This is a genomic window from Lentzea sp. NPDC004782 (assembly GCF_040609115.1).
Taxonomy (GTDB): Bacteria; Actinomycetota; Actinomycetes; order Mycobacteriales; family Pseudonocardiaceae; genus Lentzea.
The window spans coordinates 1-15698 of record NZ_JBEXJN010000084.1; the positions used below are offsets into that span (position 1 = coordinate 1).

Here is a 15698-nt window from a genome sequence, read left to right on the forward strand (position 1 = left end):
ACCCCGAGCCCCCGGCCCCCGCGCTCACCCCCTCGGTGGTCGATCACGGGCCCCTTCATCCACCTGGGGTCGATGAAGGCGCCCTTCATCGACAACGGGCCCAAGACGGGTAGGCCGCTCAGTCGGGCAGGACGACCGCGACGATGCCGGCCAGGTGCGCCAGCCGCGCCACCTCGGCCGCGCGGAACATCGGCCCGCCCGGCCGCCCGACCACGAGCACCCGGTCCGGCTTGCCCAGCGGCGTGGCGGCGAGCTCGGTGCCCAGCTCGCGCCAGGTCTCCGGCACCCACTCCTCCTCGCCGTCGAGCACGGTCGCGCGCTCCAGCGGGAACCACGGCACGTCGGCCAGCCGGGTCTCCGGGGCCGCGGACGACGCGGTCAGCCGGTTGATCCCGGTGCCCTCGGGGCCGACCACGACGGCCCAGCCGGCGCGGATGATCTTCGGGACGCCCTCGGTGAAGACCTCGAGGCCCTTGTGCGGTTCCTCGGCGATCTCCTCCACGAGCTCCAGCTCGCGATGGGTGTCGAGGATGCCCGCGTACGGCCGCACCGCGTCCACCTCGACGCCCTCGACGGACTCGGCCGCGGTGATCAGCGTGTCCGGCAGCCGGCCGGAGGGGAGCTCCACCACGAGGTCGTCGATGGCGACGCCGGAACCGCGTTCCACCACGTCGACGCTGAGTATGTCCGCCCCGATCTCGCCCAAAGCCGTTGCGACCGCGCCGAGGGTGCCGGGACGGTCCGGGAGCTGGACCCGGATCAGGAACGACAAGGTGAACGCCTCCATAGCTCGTGCGTGAGACCCCGCGTCTCGCGCCGTTGCCGGTCGGTGATTCTCTCAGACGCATCCTCAACGCATGACCTGCTGTCCGCGTTGCGGAACGGTTAAGTTGATTCGTCAGGCAGTAACCGGTTCGAGGACCGCACTGACCAGCCCATAGACTCACGGGGTTCCCGAATCGAATCCCGACCCTACGGGGGTTGACAGGAGTGCCCAGCATCTCCCGCGACGAGGTCGCGCACCTGGCGAAGCTCGCCAGGCTGGCCGTCACCGAGGACGAGCTCGACTTGTTCGCCGGCCAGCTCGACGTGATCCTCCAGTCGGTGGCGTCCGTCGGCGACATCGCCACGGCCGACATCCCGCCGACGTCGCACGCCGTTCCGCTGACCAACGTCTTCCGCGAGGACGTGGTCCGTCCGAGCCTCGGTCAGCAGCAGGCGCTCTCAGGCGCTCCTGAAGCCGAGGACGGCCGGTTCCGCGTGCCCCGCATCCTGGGTGAGGAAGCATGACCAACGACCTGATCCACGCCACCGCGGCCGAGCTCGCCGCGAAGATCCACAGCGGTGAGGTCTCGTCCGTCGAGGTCACGCAGGCCCACCTCGACCGCATCGCCGAGACCGACGGGAAGGTCAACGCCTTCCTGCACGTCGACACCGAGGGTGCGCTCGCGCAGGCCCGTCGCGTCGACGAGGCCGTCAAGGCGGGTGAAACCGTCGGAGCGCTCGCCGGTGTGCCGCTGGCGCTCAAGGACGTCATGACCACCGAGGGCGTGCCGACCACGGTCGGCTCCAAGATCCTCGAAGGCTGGCTGCCGCCCTACGACGCCACGGTGACGCGCAAGCTCAAGGAAGCCGGCGTCGTCATCCTCGGCAAGACGAACATGGACGAGTTCGCCATGGGTTCGTCGACCGAGAACTCGGCGTACGGCCCCACGCACAACCCGTGGGACCTGGAGCGCATCCCCGGCGGTTCCGGCGGTGGCTCGTCCGCCGCGCTCGCCGCCTACCAGGCGCCGCTCGCGATCGGCACCGACACCGGTGGCTCGATCCGCCAGCCCGGCGCGGTCACCGGCACCGTCGGCGTGAAGCCCACCTACGGTGGCGTTTCCCGCTACGGCCTCGTGGCGTTCTCCAGCTCTTTGGACCAGGCCGGTCCGTGTGCGCGCACGGTGCTCGACGCCGCGCTGCTGCACGAGGTCATCGCGGGCTACGACGAGATGGACTCGACGTCCATCAACGCCCCGGTGCCGCCGGTCGTCGCCGCCGCCCGCGAGGGCCTGAACGGCGACCTGTCCGGCCTGCGCGTCGGTGTCGTCACGCAGTTCCAGGGCGAGGGCTACCAGCCGGGTGTGCTGCGCAGCTTCCAGGCCGCCGTGTCGCAGCTCAAGGAGCTCGGCGCGGAGATCGCGGACGTGTCGTGCCCGAGCTTCGACTACGCGCTGCCCGCCTACTACCTCATCGCGCCGAGCGAGTGCTCGTCGAACCTCGCCCGGTTCGACGCCATGCGCTACGGCCTGCGCGTCGGCGACGACGGCACGCGCAGCACCGAGGAGGTCATGTCGCTGACCCGCGAGGCCGGCTTCGGTCCCGAGGTCAAGCGCCGCATCATGATCGGCACGTACGCGCTGTCGTCCGGCTACTACGACGCGTACTACGGCTCGGCCCAGAAGGTCCGCACGCTGATCACGCGGGACTTCGCGAAGGCGTTCGAGAACTTCGACGTGCTGATCTCGCCGACCACGCCGACCACGGCGTTCAAGATCGGTGAGCGCGCGAACGACCCGATCGCCATGTACAAGGCGGACCTCTGCACCATTCCCGCGAACCTCGCGGGCACCCCGGCCATGAGCGTCCCCAGTGGACTGTCCGATGAGGACGGTCTGCCGGTCGGTCTGCAGATCATGGCCCCGGCGCTGCAGGACCACCGCATGTACCGCGTCGCCGCCGCTTACGAGGCCGCGCGTGGTGCGTTTGGAGGCCCGTCGCTGTGAACATCAAGAAGGCAAGGGGCCTCCTCGGCCTCGCGGGCGCTGTCGCCGGAGCCGTGGGAGCGTTCTCCGGCTTCCGGAACGCCCGTGCGAAGAACGACAAACTGCTGCTGGCGAACGCGATCGCCAGCATCGCGGTGGCGCTCACCGGTGCGGCGCTGGCCGTTCGTGCTCTGCGGAAGGACGAGTTGGCATGACCTCTCTGGTTGAGCTGATGGACTACGACGAGGTCATCGAGAAGTACGACCCCGTCCTGGGCCTCGAGGTGCACGTCGAGCTGCACACCAACACGAAGATGTTCTGCGGCTGCGCCAACGAGTTCGGCGGCGAGCCGAACACGCACACCTGCCCGACGTGCCTGGGCCTGCCGGGCTCGCTGCCGGTGGTGAACGGCAAGGCCGTCGAGTCCGCGATCCGCATCGGCCTCGCGCTGAACTGCGAGATCGCCGAGTGGTGCCGGTTCGCGCGGAAGAACTACTTCTACCCGGACATGCCGAAGAACTTCCAGACGTCGCAGTACGACGAGCCGATCGCCTTCAACGGCTGGCTCGACGTGACGCTGGACGACGGCGAGGTCATCCGCGTCGAGATCGAGCGCGCGCACATGGAGGAGGACACCGGCAAGTCGCTGCACGTCGGTGGCGCCACCGGCCGCATCCACGGTGCCGAGCACTCGCTGCTCGACTACAACCGCGCGGGCGTGCCGCTGATCGAGATCGTCACGAAGATGATCCCGGGCACCGGCCGTCGCGCCCCCGAGGTGGCCCGCGCGTACGTCACGGCGTTGCGCGACCTGCTGAAGGCGCTCGACGTGTCCGACGTCCGCATGGACCAGGGCTCGCTGCGCTGTGACGCGAACGTGTCGCTCTCGCCGAAGTCGACCGGCGAGCTGGGCACCCGCACCGAGACCAAGAACGTCAACTCGCTGCGCAGCGTCGAACGCGCCGTCCGCTTCGAGATGACGCGTCAGGCCGCGGTGCTGGAGTCGGGTGGCACCGTGACCCAGGAGACCCGTCACTTCGACGAGTCCTCCGGCACCACGTCGCCCGGCCGCAAGAAGGAGACGGCGGAGGACTACCGCTACTTCCCCGAGCCGGACCTGGTCCCGATCGCGCCGTCGCGCGAGTGGGTCGAGGAGCTGCGCGGCACCCTGCCCGAACTCCCGTGGGAGCGCCGCGCGCGCATCCAGAAGGAGTGGAACCTCACCGACGAGGTGCTGCGCGACCTGGTCAACGCGAACGCGCTGGACCTCATCGAGGCCACGGTCGTCGCGGGCGCGAAGCCGGACGAGGCCCGCTCGTGGTGGGTGTCGTACCTGGCCCAGCAGGCGAACGCGAAGGGCGTCGAGCTCACCGACCTCGCCATCACCCCTGCTCAGGTGGCGCGGGTGATCGAGCTGGTGAACTCGGGCGCGCTGACCAACAAGCTCGCCCGCGAGGCCGTCAACGGCGTCCTCGAAGGCGAAGGCTCCCCGGACGAGGTCGTCGAGAAGCGCGGCCTGAAGGTCGTCTCGGACGACTCGGCCCTGGAGAAGGCCGTCGACGAGGCCCTCGCCGCCCAGCCGGACGTGGCCCAGAAGATCCGTGACGGCAAGGTCCAGGCGGCCGGCGCCATCGTCGGCGCGGTCATGAAGGCCACGAAGGGCCAGGCCGACGCGGCCCGCGTGCGTGAGATCGTGCTCGCACGCTGCTCGTAGATACACAATCGAAGCAAAAATCACAAAGGGTCACCTGTTTGTGCAGGTGGCCCTTTGTGATCTTAGGCCGACCGAGTGGCTGTTAGCTAAATGAGACGTATACCCGTAGCCGTGTGTGCGACTCTTCCTGACGCACCCATCTGGGGGGATGGGAAGTAAATAGTCCAAAGGAGGGGGGAAACCTCATGAGTTCACAGCGCGAAGGCTTCCTGGGCGACATCCTGCACAAGGTCGAGGACCTGATCACGGGTGGAGACCACAAGGAGCCGAAGACTCCGCCGCAAGAAGACCCGCCGCTGACCCCGCAGTGCTGCGGCCCGCTGCCTCCCGGTCATCCACTGGTGGGTGAACCGCGGCTGGTCTCCGAAGGGCCGGTCGAGCACGACCCGAACTGCCCGAACCACCCGGACAACCTGGCGAAGGAAGAAGTAGCCAGCTAGTCACCCTCTGCGGTGTCCGCCGACCAGGTCTGTGCCTGGTTGGCGGACAGCGCCATTTGGGTGAGTTGTGGTGTGATGATCACATGCCCGCTCGTGCCTTGGACAGAGCGCGCGAGATGTACCAGCAGGGATGGGCGGAGCAGGCGAAGCATCGGTTTCCAGCCTCCATCCGCCTTCTGAAGCGTGCACTCGTGCATGCTGACCGTGCCCCGGACAGTCCGGAACGGACGGAGCTTCGGGCCCGCATCCTGTACAACCTCGGCCGGTGTGTCGGCGAGACGAGCGGCCTTGAGGCCGCGGTCGAGCTCTTCGACAGGGCACGTCACGAGATCGATCTGCTCGACGATCCCTGGTTGCGTGTGTTGCTGAAGGGGAATACCGACTACTGCCATGGCGGCATGATCATGCGCATGGGCCAGCCGGAGCAGGCGGTCCAGTGGTTCACCCCCTTCATCAGGTTCACCGAAGACGCGCTGCGAACGTCGCCGGAGCGGATCGACAAGGAGTGGGCGCAACGGCTCGCGACGTCTCTGACCGCCAGGGCCTTCTCGAACGCGGCCATCCGCATGCGTGATGCCGCGATCGCCGACCTGGAACGGGTGGCTGTTCTCAGCCACGACTACGGCTTGGACGACCTTCACCCCTACACGGTCGTAGCGCTCGCCAACACCTACAAGCAGAGCGGGGACCTGGTCGAGGCCCTTCACCGCTACGAAGAAGCGGAACGCTTTCTCCGCGCCGCCCAGCAGCCGTCGCTGCTCGCGCAGGTGCAACTGCTTCAGGCCGAGGCCATGTTGATGGTCGGCATGTCCGACGATGTCGGCCGGATGCTGGACGAGGCCTTGCCGGTGCTGCGCCGCGAGAAGGTTCAGCAGGACATCGCCGAGGTCGAGATGTACCGCGCGTCGGCCGCGCTGCTCGACGACCAGTTCGACCTCGCCCGCCGGATGGCCAAAGCGTCCATGCGCAAGCTGGAGAAGCGTGGCAGCACGTGGTGGATGATGGCGGCGTTGATCGAGCTCTGGGCGCATGCCTTGCAGGCGAAACGCGTTACGAACACGTTGGTGCAGAAGGCGTTGCTGCTCTCCGATGCTCTCGCCGCCAACCACCTGCTGGACGAGGCGTGGCTCGCGAAGGTGATCGCGGTACGGCTCGAGGTTCGCAGAGGCAGACTCGGTCACGGTGAAGAGCTGTTGAGGCAACTGCCACGTCCACGTGCGGTCACTCCACTGGACCACCGCATGCAGCGACGGCTCGTGTTGGCAGAACTCGCTCTGGCCAAGGGCGACCGTCGCACTGCGTTGCTGCACGCGCGCAAGGGCTTGGACGAACTCGGGCTCGTGCGCGACCAGCTGGGTGGGCTGGAGTTGGTGTCCGCAACCGCCGTGCACGGTCGGGAGCTGCGTGAGCTGGCGATACGTCTGGCGCTGGAGAGCAACAACGCGCGCCAGGTGTTCGTGTGGCTGGAGCGCACCCGAGCGCAGGCCTACCGCTACGAACCGTTGGAGCACGTCGAGAACACGGAGCTGGCCGAGCGCATCGCCGAGGTGCGCGGACTCGGCCGGGAACTGATGCGTGCCGGTCTCGACGGCCGGCCTACCGCCGAGCTGCGCAACGAACTGGTGAAGGCACAACGCGAGGCCAACCGGCTCGGATGGCACGCCCAGCGGTGGGGCAAGCCGCGGCCGATGGCGACCCTCCCCGAGGTGATCGCGGAACTCGGCGAGCGGGCCATGGTCAGCTTCGTCGTCTCCGGCGGTGGCATGATCGCCGTCGTCATCGCGGGCGGCCAGGTGCGGACGGTCCGGCTCGGCGCCGCGAAGGAGGCGCTGGAGAGCGCGCAGAAGCTCCACTTCGACCTCAACGCGCTCGCCCCCGACTACCTGCCGCAGCCGTTGGTGCAGGTCATCGGGGCCTCGGCACGCAAGCAGGCGGACGCGCTGGACGCGTTGCTGATCAAGCCGTTGAACCGGCTCGTCGGCGAACGTGAGCTGGTCGTGGTTCCGACCGGTGCGCTGTACGCGGTGCCGTGGGGTGTCATCCCGAGTCTGCACGGGCGGCCGGTCGTCACGGCGCCCAGCGCCACGGCGTGGCTCGCCGCAGCGCAGCCCGACAAGCCGAAGACGGATCGGGTGTTGCTGGTGCGGGGCCCGAGCCTGCAGTTCGCGGACGACGAGCTCGACCGGCTCGCGGTACACCACGAGAAAGCGACTGTTCTGTCCGGTGACGACGCGACGGCCGCGGAGGTTCTCGCGCACCTCGACGGAGCTGACCTCGTGCACATCGCTGCGCACGGGGAGCACGAGAACGAGAACGCGTTGTTCTCCCGGCTCGAACTCGTCGACGGTCCGTTGTTCGCGCACGAACTCGGGCGCCTTCGCACCCCTCCCGCCCACGTCGTGCTGGCCGCCTGTTCGCTGGCGTTGAACCGAATCAGGCCTGGTGACGAAGCCCTCGGCTTCGCGGGCGCGATGCTCGCCGGCGGCACCAGGACCGTCGTGGCGGCGGCCAGCAAGGTCGGTGACGAGGCCAGCGCGGCAGCGATGGCGGACTACCACCGGGCGCTCGTGGCGGGGGCGGCGCCGGCCGTGGCGCTGGCGGAGGCGATGGCGAAGGATCCGTTCCGCAGGCCGTTCCTGTGCCTGGGGTCGGGCTAGGCCGTTCGAGTGGTTGTTGGTGTTCAACGAAATGAACGCGCTGGTCAGTGGTGACTTCTGGTCTGCCAACGGTCCTGGTTGGTGAACTTTTCTCGTTCAACTGCGTCGGTCTGTGCCACTCTCGTGGTTCAGGTCTTGACCGAGGGGAAACAACGGCCCGCCTATCGGCTCTAGTCGATACGCGGGCCGTTGTGCGAGAAACGATCGCATGCGCAGAACTCTGCTCGCTGTTCTCCTGGCGGTCACCGCGGCGGTGGCGGCGCCCGTCAGTGGCACGGCACAACCGTCGAACTCGGACCGAGAACCCGGAAACGGGCCTGAACGCAACGAAATCGCGGCCCTGGACACCATCTCGGCCCAGGCGGTGCAGGCCCAGGGGGAGAACCGGGCCGACCGCTACCAGGGCTATCCACGTAAGACAAAGCTGCGTACATATCCCGAGAATCCGGCCGACAAGACCATCAAGCTGAACCTGGCGCCGTACCACTCGCTCGCGCCGCAGCTGAACGCGTTGCAGCAGAAGAGCGACAGGGTCTCGGTCGAGGTCGTCGGCCAGTCCGGGCTCGGCCGCGACCTGTACCTGGTCACGCTGACGGCGCCGGAGAGCCCGGCGCAGACCCGTCTGCAGGAACGGTTCCGGGCGGGCATCGAGGAGGGGCACAAGGTTCCGGCAGGCCTCTACAAGGCGCCGATCTGGATCAACAACAACATCCACGGCGACGAGTGGGAGGGCACCGACGGCGCGCTGCGCGTCATCGAGCACCTCGCCACGTCGAACGACCAGGACACGCAGACCCTGTTGCGGCGCAGCAGGATCTACTTCAACGTCACGGCGAACCCGGACGGCCGGGTCGCCGGCACGCGCACCAACAACGCGGGCTTCGACCTCAACCGCGACTTCGTCACGAGCTCGCAGCCGGAGAACCGGGTGATGCGCGAGATCGTCGAGCACACCCAGCCGTTGATGATGCTGGACGAGCACGGCTACTCGGAGAACACGCTCATCGAGCCGACCACTCCGCCGCACGGCCAGAACTACGACTTCGACCTGTACATCAAGCACGGCTACGCCAACGGTCTCGCGATGGAGAAGGGTGTGCAGGGCCTCGGCTACCCGGAGACCGCGCACCCGGAGATCCCGTTCCGCGACTACGCGCCCGGCGTGTGGGACGGCTGGGCGCCGATCTACACCGCGCAGTACTCGATGTACCACGGCGCCATCTCGTACACGATCGAGATCCCGCAGCAGGTCAACCGGCAGGCCTACGACACGTTGCCGGTCACGGAGCTGCAGCGCCGGGCGAAGATCAACACCGACGTCGTCGAGTCCACCATCAAGACCACGATCGGCTACGTGGACGACCACCGCGGCGAGCTGATCTCCAACCAGACCGAGATGTTCCGCCGAGGCAAGGCGGGCGAGCCGCAGCGCGAGATCCCGGACGGGTTCGTGCCCGGCTTCGGACCGGAAGACCGCTACCGCACGGAGTTCCCGCGCGCGTACGTGCTCACCGACGACCGCTCGGCGGCCGCCACGGCCCGGCTCGTCGACCACCTGGTGGCCCACGACGTGCGGGTCAAGCGCGCGGAAAGGCCGTTCACGCTGGGCGGTAAGCGCTATCCCGCCGGCTCGTACGTGGTCGACATGCACCAGCCGAAGCGCGCGCTCGCGAACGTGATGCTGGAGCAGGGCAGCGACATCAGCGCCAAGGTGCCGGTGATGTACGACATCTCCGGCTGGAGCCACCGCCTGCTCTGGGGTGCGTCGGTCGACATCTACAAGGACGGCCCGTTCCAGTTCACCGGCCGTGACGTCGTCGCGGCAGCCCCGACCGGCAACGTCGACGCCGTTCCCGGCGCCGACCTCGCGCTGACGTTGAACGACGAGAAGGACGCTCTGGCCGTCAACGACCTGCTCGGCCGCGGCCTGGCGTTGCGCCGCCAGGACGACGGCACGATCGTGGTCCCGGCAGCCGAGCGGCTCGCCGCGCAGGAAGTCGCCGACCGGTACGGCGTGCGGTTCACCACCGCCAAGCCGGGCGGGACGGCGTTGCAGCGCAAGACGGTCGCGGCCGCCGTCGGCCCGGACGAGCTGCAGGTGCTGCGGGAGTCCGGTTTCGACGTCCGCACGATCTCCACGGCCGTGCTCAACGCGGGCTTCGACTGGTCGCGGATCGACGTGCTGCTCGTGTCGTCCGGGCTGGACTACCTGCAGCTCAACCCCACGGCGAAGGCCGCGCTCGACGAGTTCCTCAAGCGCGGCGGCGTGATCACCCGCGGCGCGACGGGCGGCAGGTTCAACGTCGACGCCCAGCTGCTGCAGGCCACCCCGGTCGCGGGCTGGGAGGACGCCAACGGCGTGGTGAACGTCGTCAACGGCACCGGCCCGGTCGGCACCGGCGCGCTGCCGCACTCGTTCGTCTACGCGCCGCAGTGGTTCACGAACCTCGGTCCCGGCGTCAACGTCGACCAGCGCTACGGCACCACGGTGATCGCCGCGGGCCACTGGCGTCCGCGCGACAACGGCACCGGCGGCCAGGCCGACGCGGCAGGCCGAGCAGCGGTGGTCTCCGGCACCTCCACCACCGGTGCTCGCGTGGTCCTCTTCGGCACCGAACCGATGTTCCGCAACCACCCGAAAGGCCTCTACGCCCAGGTGGCCCGCGCCATCTACTGGACCGCCACCCGCTAGTCCGAAGTGCACGCGGGGAGCTTTCGTTCGCTCCTGGAGCACGCGGCGTCCCCGCGTGCACTCAGATCAGACGCCGGGTGGGAGGTAGCCGTGGGCTGAGAGGTCGAACCAGTTGCCCTCGGGGTCGATGGCGCGGTACTCGGCGAAGGGGCGGTCGCCGCCGCGTGGAGCGGGGCGGGGTTCGAGGGAGTCGAGGTAGGGCTCGACCGAGTCGACGTGGAAGCCGAAGTGGTTGAAACCGGTGGGGACGTCACCGTCGAGGCGCTGCTGGATCAGGGCCAGGTTGACGTACCCGTCGGTGACGAAGTGGCTGCCGTCGGGATCGGTGTGGAACAGCTCCATCCCGAACCGCGAGGTGTAGAAGTCCGCCAGCTTCTTCGGGTCCTGGACGACGAACGCGATGTGCCGCAACCGGGGCCTGCTCATGGCTTTCCCTTCGGGATCATGTTGTGGAACGCGGCGATCTCCCACCCGTCAGCACGTCGGACGACGACGGCCTGCGCGTGTGTGGTGATGCCAGCCGGGGTGATGGACGACGTCACGTGCACCACCGAGATGTCGTCGGACAGCGGCCTGATCAGGCTGATCTCGGTGGTCAGCTTGGTGTCGCGGTACGGCCCGGCGAAGAGCTGCCCGTGCCCGAGAGCGACGGCCCGCCGGCCGAACAGCTCCTCACCGCGCACGGTCACGAAGTCGACGTCCGCGGCGAAGACCGAAGCGAACGCGTCACCGTCGCCGTCAGCCCAGCCTTGCTCCATGCGTTGCCACAGCGAGTAGATCTGCTCGGTCATGTGAAGTCCTCAAAGGCAGGCGCAGGCACTCGGCGTCCCACGCGGCGAGCGAGTAGTAGAGGCCGCCATGGCGGCGTTCGAGGTAACAGACGACGTTCACGGGCCATCCGCTGTTGCGGAACATGTGCTCGTCCATCGGCGTCGGGCTGTCGCTCAACGGCCGGTCGCGTTCACTCTCAGGTCCGAGCCGGTGCCAGTCCGGGTGCAGGTGGATCGAACCGAGGACGTCGAGACCGGCCGCGTCGGCCGTGCGCGTGATCGTGAGCAGGTCGGCGGGGTCGAGCCACCACGCCCGCACCGGGTTCTCGTACGCCGTGCCGAACCGCGGCACGATCGTGGACGCGAACTCCTCGCGCGCGGACGGGTCGGTCAGCCGGGCGTTGCGACCGAACGCCACGTCCTGAACGACCGCCTCCGAGCCGGAGGTCAGCCCGAGCAGCACGGCGAAACACGGTCTCGGGTCATGCTCGGTGATGAACGGGTATTCGGCGGACGCGGCCTCCAGAAACGTTTTCACGGCGCGATCCGAAAACAGCACCGCATCGGTGCGCGTCGGGCGCTCGGCCAATTCCATCACGTCGGCGAACGTATCGATACGACCAAGTCTCGCGCGAGATTCCGGAGGGTGTTGTCCCTATTACATTGAGCGATAACATCGGTCGCATGCGTCTGGAGGTGCGGCATCTCGAACTGGTCGTGGCGATCGCCGACTGCGGCAGCCTGCGCAAGGCGGCCGCCCGCCTGCATCTCACCCAGCCCGCGGTGACGACGCAGCTCAAACGCATCGAGGACCATCTGGGAGGTGTGCTGTTCCTGCGCACGGCCGACGGCGTGCGACTCACGCCGACCGGTCAGGATTTCGTGCGGGAAGCGCGGTCGATGATCGCGCAGCTGCAAACTCTGGAACGCGTAACGCGCCGTAACGCGCACAGTTCCGGCGGCCCTACCAGGCTCGCCGGAATCCCCGCCTATCACTTCGGACTACTCGCGAGCGCGTTGAAAGACGCCGTCACCAGTCGCACCGTCAAGGAGACCGGGACGCTCACCGCGTTGCTCACAACGGGTGAAATCGACCTGGCGGTGATGCGTCGATTTCCCGGTACCGCACTGACGCTGCCGCCGAACGCGGGACATCGCCTGCTCACCCGCGAACCGCTGTTCGTCGGTGTGCCCGAGCACCACCCGTACGCGGACGGGACCGAGGTGCCGCTCGCCGCGCTCGCCGACGACAAGTGGGTGATGCCCGAGCCGGACGACAGCGGCATGAACGCCCACTTCGCTCGCGAGTGCGCGGCCGCCGGGTTCGAGCAGCGGATCGCGCACTTCAGCGGCGAGGCGCACGTCGCGCTGACGTTGATCAGGGAGTCCGGCGCGGTGTGCCCGCTCTACCCGGTCGGCGGCACCCCGCCCGGTGTCGCGCGCCTGCCGGTCGCCGGCAACCCGCTGGTCCGCGAGGTCGTGCTGGCGTGGCGCCTCGACGCACCGGTCGCACGCGAGGTGGACGACCTGTGCGCGCAGGTCGCCGTCGGCTACCGGAAGCTGGTCGAGGAGAGCGAGGTCTACGCGCGTTGGTGGCGCAACGGCGGCGAAGCGTTCGCCCTGTCTTCTTAGAGCTCAGTCCTTGCCGGCGTCGTGACCCGTGCGCACGACGATCGCGACCCGGTCGTCCGACGACACGGGCTGGCCACCGGCCTTGTTGACCGTGCCGACGAGGGCGGCGGAGTCGTTGATCTGCTCCATCGGGCCGATCCGGCCGTAGCCGCTCGCGTCGTCCAGCGTCACGGTCGGCTTGCCGGTGAAGGAACCGGCGGCGTTCATCGGCAGGTTCTGCAGGCCGGGCGTCTTCGTGGTCGTCACCCACAGCAGGTCGGACAGCGAGGCACAGCCCATCACTCCCGGCCGGTCCGGCCAGGTCCACGCCGCGTCACCGACCTTGCCGGGCGTGACGCGGTAGACGGCGTCGTAGGCCGCGGACCAGTCGGTGACCCAGATCTTCTGCGCGTCGGCCGACACGCAGAGGCCGCCGGGCTGCCGCAGCCCGGACATGACGACCGCGCTGCCGGCCGTCGGGTTGCCCTTGGCCGGCTGGCCGGACCCGTCGATGCGCAGCACCTTGCCCGCGAGCGAGTTCGGGTCGGCGGCGAGCGCCGGGTTGCCCGCGTCACCGGTCGCGACGAGGATCGCGCCCTTGCGGTCGCTCGCCAGCACCCCGCGGTTGCCCGACGGGCCCTTGGGGATGCCGGTGAGGATCGGTTTCGGCGTGTCACCCGGCGCGATCCGCAGCACCCGGTTGTCCGTCGCGGTCGTCACGTAGACGTACGCGAGCTGGTCCTCGGCGAACGTGGCCGACAGCGCGAGCCCGGTCAGGCCGCCGTCGGAGGAGGTGTCCACGTCGATCTGCGCGATCACGACCGGGTCGACGTCCTTGCTGGCCTTGACCAGGCGCCCGCCGCGCTCGGTGGCGTAGGCGGCGACTCCGCCCTGCGAGTCCCCGCCGATCGGCGCGACACCGGTGACGGTGTTCAGGCACGTGGCGATCACCGCGGGGTTGAAGTCCTTGCAGCCCTGCGGTGGCGGCACGCTCTGCGGCGTCTGCCCGTGCCCCTGCTCACCGGGCGACGGCCGGAACTCGCCCGGCAGCTCCGGTTTCGGCCCGGCCTGCGGGGTCAGCTGTGGTTGCGCGCTCCAGCTCGTCGGCGCCGGCTCGTCAGGAAAGCTCGCACAGCCCCCTGCCAGCAGGCAGGCGGCGGCCAACAACGCGACGGAACGAACCACGACTCCCAGGCTAGGTGGCTGACCGTGAACCCGAAGTGAACGCCTCGGAAGTCGCGAAGTCGACCGAACGCACCCGGCCCAGCAACAGGTCCAGCTCCGCCGCCACGACCTCAGGTGCCTCCAACGGCAGGTAGTGGCTGCACGGCAACACCCTCAGCCGCGCCTGGGGCAGCGCGCCGACGGGCGTCGTCATGCTCTCCGTCGTCGCCAGCAGGTCGTCGCGCCCGGCCAGGAGTGTGATCGGGCACACGATCGGGCCGAGGTCCTGGCGCGGCGTCTCGCCCAGCGCGAGCGCCAGCGTGAAGTACCAGCGCCAGTCGTGCTGCAGGAACCGGCTCACCGCGTTCGCCACGGCTTTCGGGTCGCTGCTCGGCTTGATCACACCGCTGTGCCGCAGCAGGAACGTCGTCACGTCCGTCACCGGCACCCGGTGCAGCACCCTGTCCAGCACCGGACCGGCCTGCTGCAGCAGTTTGGTGCCGGTCAGCCCGACGAACCGGCGCAGGTTCCTCGGGATCAGCGGCAGCATCGCGTCGAACGAGTCACCCGGCGCGCCCGCGACCAGCAGCAGGCCCGCCACCCGTTCTGGATGACGCAACGCCAGCTCGGCCGCGATCGTGACGCCCATCGACCAGCCCATGACCACGCACCGTTCGATGCCCGCGTCGTCGAGCACGGCGATCGCGTCCGACACGTGGTCGTCCAACGAGATGTTGCGCTCGTCCACCGGCCGGTCGGAACCCATCGTGCCGCGCATGTACCAGCTGAGCAGACCGCCGCGGTCGGCCAGCGAGGGCCACGACTCGGGCCCGGAGCCCACGCCGGGGCAGAGCAGCACCGGCGGGCCGTCGCCCGACGTCTGCCACGTTCGGATCTTCGTGCCGTCCCAGGAGATGACGTCGTGCTCCCGCATGGTCGTCATTCTGTCGTACTTTGACCTGGTGACGCTCACCGTGCTCGTGCCAGATGATTTCGGGGTTCAGGCGCTGTCTCAGGTGGACGGTGTCCGGCCGGTTCGCTACGTGCCGGGGGAGCCGTTACCCGCCGAGGCGTCCGGCGCCGAGGTCCTGGTCCCCAAGTTCCTCGCAGGCACCGACCCGCGTGAGGTGTTCGCGCAGCTGCCGAACCTCAAGCTCGTGCAGCTGCTGAGCGCCGGCGCGGAGAACTTCGTCGGCAAGGTGCCCGACGGTGTGATGCTCTCCACGTGCCGGGGCGCGCACGGCGGCAGCACCGCGGAGTGGGCGATCGGTGCTCTCCTTGCCATTTACCGAGAGTTCCTCGTTTTCGAGCGGGCCCGCGTCGAAGGCCGCTGGGACTACCACCTGACGGACACCTTGCAGGACAAGAAGGTTCTGATCGTCGGCGCCGGCGACCTCGGCGAGCAGTTGCGGCGCAGGCTCGAACCGTTCAACGCCTCGTCCGTGCTGGTCGGCCGCACTGCCAGGGAAGGTGTGCACGGCGTCGACGAACTGCCGTCGCTGCTGCCGGAGTTCGACGCGGTGGTGATCTTCACGCCGATGACCGAGGAGACCAGGCACCTCGTCGACGCCAAGTTCCTGGCCGCGATGAAGGACAACGCGATCCTGGTCAACGGCGCGCGCGGGCCGGTCGTCGACACCGAGGCACTGCTCGCGGAGCTGAGTTCGGGACGACTGCGCGCGGCTCTCGACGTGACCGATCCCGAACCGCTGCCTGCCGATCATCCACTGTGGACCGCACCGGGCCTGCTGCTGACCCCGCACGTGGCCGGTTCCTGCACGGGACACACGCATCGCGCCTACGCCGTCGTCGCGTCCGAGATCGCCAGGTATGCCGCAGGGGAGCGTCCGCGCAATCTCGTGCGAGGTGCCTACTAGGCCGTACGGGTGAAACCGGGCTG

16 protein-coding genes are annotated in these 15698 nt (G+C 68.8%); 9 read left to right on the plus strand and 7 right to left on the minus strand.

Annotation, left to right across the window (positions count from 1 at the left end; translation table 11 throughout):
• Positions 1-118: 118 nt before the first annotated feature.
• Positions 119-772 (minus strand): ACT domain-containing protein, encoded by a 654-nt coding sequence (locus ABZV40_RS42170; RefSeq protein ID WP_355455209.1) that lies wholly within the window; start codon positions 770-772, stop codon positions 119-121.
• A gap of 218 nt (positions 773-990) precedes the next feature.
• On the opposite strand from ABZV40_RS42170, the gene gatC reads away from it, so the two are divergent.
• From gatC to ABZV40_RS42195, 5 genes are all read left to right on the plus strand, one after another.
• On the plus strand, positions 991-1290 hold the full coding sequence (gene gatC, locus ABZV40_RS42175; RefSeq protein WP_030467875.1) for an Asp-tRNA(Asn)/Glu-tRNA(Gln) amidotransferase subunit GatC: 300 nt from the start codon (positions 991-993) through the stop codon (positions 1288-1290).
• Positions 1287-2771 (plus strand): Asp-tRNA(Asn)/Glu-tRNA(Gln) amidotransferase subunit GatA, encoded by a 1485-nt coding sequence (gene gatA, locus ABZV40_RS42180; RefSeq protein ID WP_355455161.1) that lies wholly within the window; start codon positions 1287-1289, stop codon positions 2769-2771. The genes gatC and gatA overlap by 4 nt, the downstream gene beginning before the upstream one ends.
• A complete protein-coding gene (locus ABZV40_RS42185; RefSeq protein ID WP_330769925.1) occupies positions 2768-2965 on the plus strand; it encodes a hypothetical protein in 198 nt (65 codons plus the stop codon). The genes gatA and ABZV40_RS42185 overlap by 4 nt, the downstream gene beginning before the upstream one ends.
• Positions 2962-4464 (plus strand): Asp-tRNA(Asn)/Glu-tRNA(Gln) amidotransferase subunit GatB, encoded by a 1503-nt coding sequence (gene gatB / locus ABZV40_RS42190; RefSeq protein WP_355455164.1) that lies wholly within the window; start codon positions 2962-2964, stop codon positions 4462-4464. Before ABZV40_RS42185 ends, gatB begins: the two co-directional genes overlap by 4 nt.
• Positions 4465-4649: 185 nt before the next feature.
• Positions 4650-4904 (plus strand): hypothetical protein, encoded by a 255-nt coding sequence (locus tag ABZV40_RS42195; RefSeq protein WP_355455166.1) that lies wholly within the window; start codon positions 4650-4652, stop codon positions 4902-4904.
• On the opposite strand, the gene ABZV40_RS42200 is transcribed toward ABZV40_RS42195, so the two are convergent.
• The gene (locus tag ABZV40_RS42200) at positions 4901-5296 is read right to left on the minus strand and encodes a hypothetical protein (RefSeq protein WP_355455168.1); all 396 of its coding nucleotides are present in this window, start codon (positions 5294-5296) and stop codon (positions 4901-4903) included. The genes ABZV40_RS42195 and ABZV40_RS42200 overlap by 4 nt on opposite strands.
• Positions 5297-5302: 6 nt before the next feature.
• Between ABZV40_RS42200 and ABZV40_RS42205 the strand changes: the two genes are divergently transcribed.
• Both ABZV40_RS42205 and ABZV40_RS42210 read left to right on the plus strand, forming a co-directional pair.
• The gene (locus ABZV40_RS42205; RefSeq protein WP_355455170.1) at positions 5303-7561 is read left to right on the plus strand and encodes a CHAT domain-containing protein; all 2259 of its coding nucleotides are present in this window, start codon (positions 5303-5305) and stop codon (positions 7559-7561) included.
• A gap of 208 nt (positions 7562-7769) precedes the next feature.
• On the plus strand, positions 7770-10253 hold the full coding sequence (locus ABZV40_RS42210) for a M14 family zinc carboxypeptidase (protein WP_355455172.1): 2484 nt from the start codon (positions 7770-7772) through the stop codon (positions 10251-10253).
• 66 nt (positions 10254-10319) lie between these two features.
• Here the strand turns inward: ABZV40_RS42210 and ABZV40_RS42215 are convergent, their stop codons facing one another.
• The 3 genes from ABZV40_RS42215 to ABZV40_RS42225 are packed head-to-tail and all read right to left on the minus strand — an operon-like array spanning position 10320 to position 11561.
• Positions 10320-10679 carry a VOC family protein gene (locus tag ABZV40_RS42215; RefSeq protein WP_355455174.1) on the minus strand — a complete coding sequence of 120 codons (360 nt, stop codon included), beginning with the start codon at positions 10677-10679 and terminating at the stop codon, positions 10320-10322.
• Positions 10676-11044, minus strand: a complete 369-nt coding sequence (locus ABZV40_RS42220) for an SgcJ/EcaC family oxidoreductase (protein ID WP_355455176.1) — start codon at positions 11042-11044, stop codon at positions 10676-10678. The genes ABZV40_RS42215 and ABZV40_RS42220 overlap by 4 nt, the downstream gene beginning before the upstream one ends.
• Positions 10992-11561: a hypothetical protein gene (locus tag ABZV40_RS42225; protein ID WP_355455178.1), complete on the minus strand. Its 570-nt coding sequence runs from the start codon at positions 11559-11561 to the stop codon at positions 10992-10994. The genes ABZV40_RS42220 and ABZV40_RS42225 overlap by 53 nt, the downstream gene beginning before the upstream one ends.
• A gap of 146 nt (positions 11562-11707) precedes the next feature.
• Between ABZV40_RS42225 and ABZV40_RS42230 the strand changes: the two genes are divergently transcribed.
• Complete coding sequence (locus ABZV40_RS42230) at positions 11708-12655, plus strand: LysR family transcriptional regulator (RefSeq protein WP_355455180.1); 948 nt, start codon at positions 11708-11710, stop codon at positions 12653-12655.
• Positions 12656-12658: 3 nt separating this feature from the next.
• Here the strand turns inward: ABZV40_RS42230 and ABZV40_RS42235 are convergent, their stop codons facing one another.
• Both ABZV40_RS42235 and ABZV40_RS42240 read right to left on the minus strand, forming a co-directional pair.
• Positions 12659-13819, minus strand: a complete 1161-nt coding sequence (locus tag ABZV40_RS42235) for a PQQ-dependent sugar dehydrogenase (RefSeq protein WP_355455182.1) — start codon at positions 13817-13819, stop codon at positions 12659-12661.
• A gap of 10 nt (positions 13820-13829) precedes the next feature.
• Positions 13830-14741 carry an alpha/beta hydrolase gene (locus ABZV40_RS42240; RefSeq protein ID WP_355455184.1) on the minus strand — a complete coding sequence of 304 codons (912 nt, stop codon included), beginning with the start codon at positions 14739-14741 and terminating at the stop codon, positions 13830-13832.
• 19 nt (positions 14742-14760) lie between these two features.
• Here ABZV40_RS42240 and ABZV40_RS42245 point away from each other — a divergent pair, with 19 nt between their 5' ends.
• Positions 14761-15675: a 2-hydroxyacid dehydrogenase gene (locus ABZV40_RS42245; RefSeq protein ID WP_355455186.1), complete on the plus strand. Its 915-nt coding sequence runs from the start codon at positions 14761-14763 to the stop codon at positions 15673-15675.
• Positions 15676-15698: the final 23 nt, after the last annotated feature.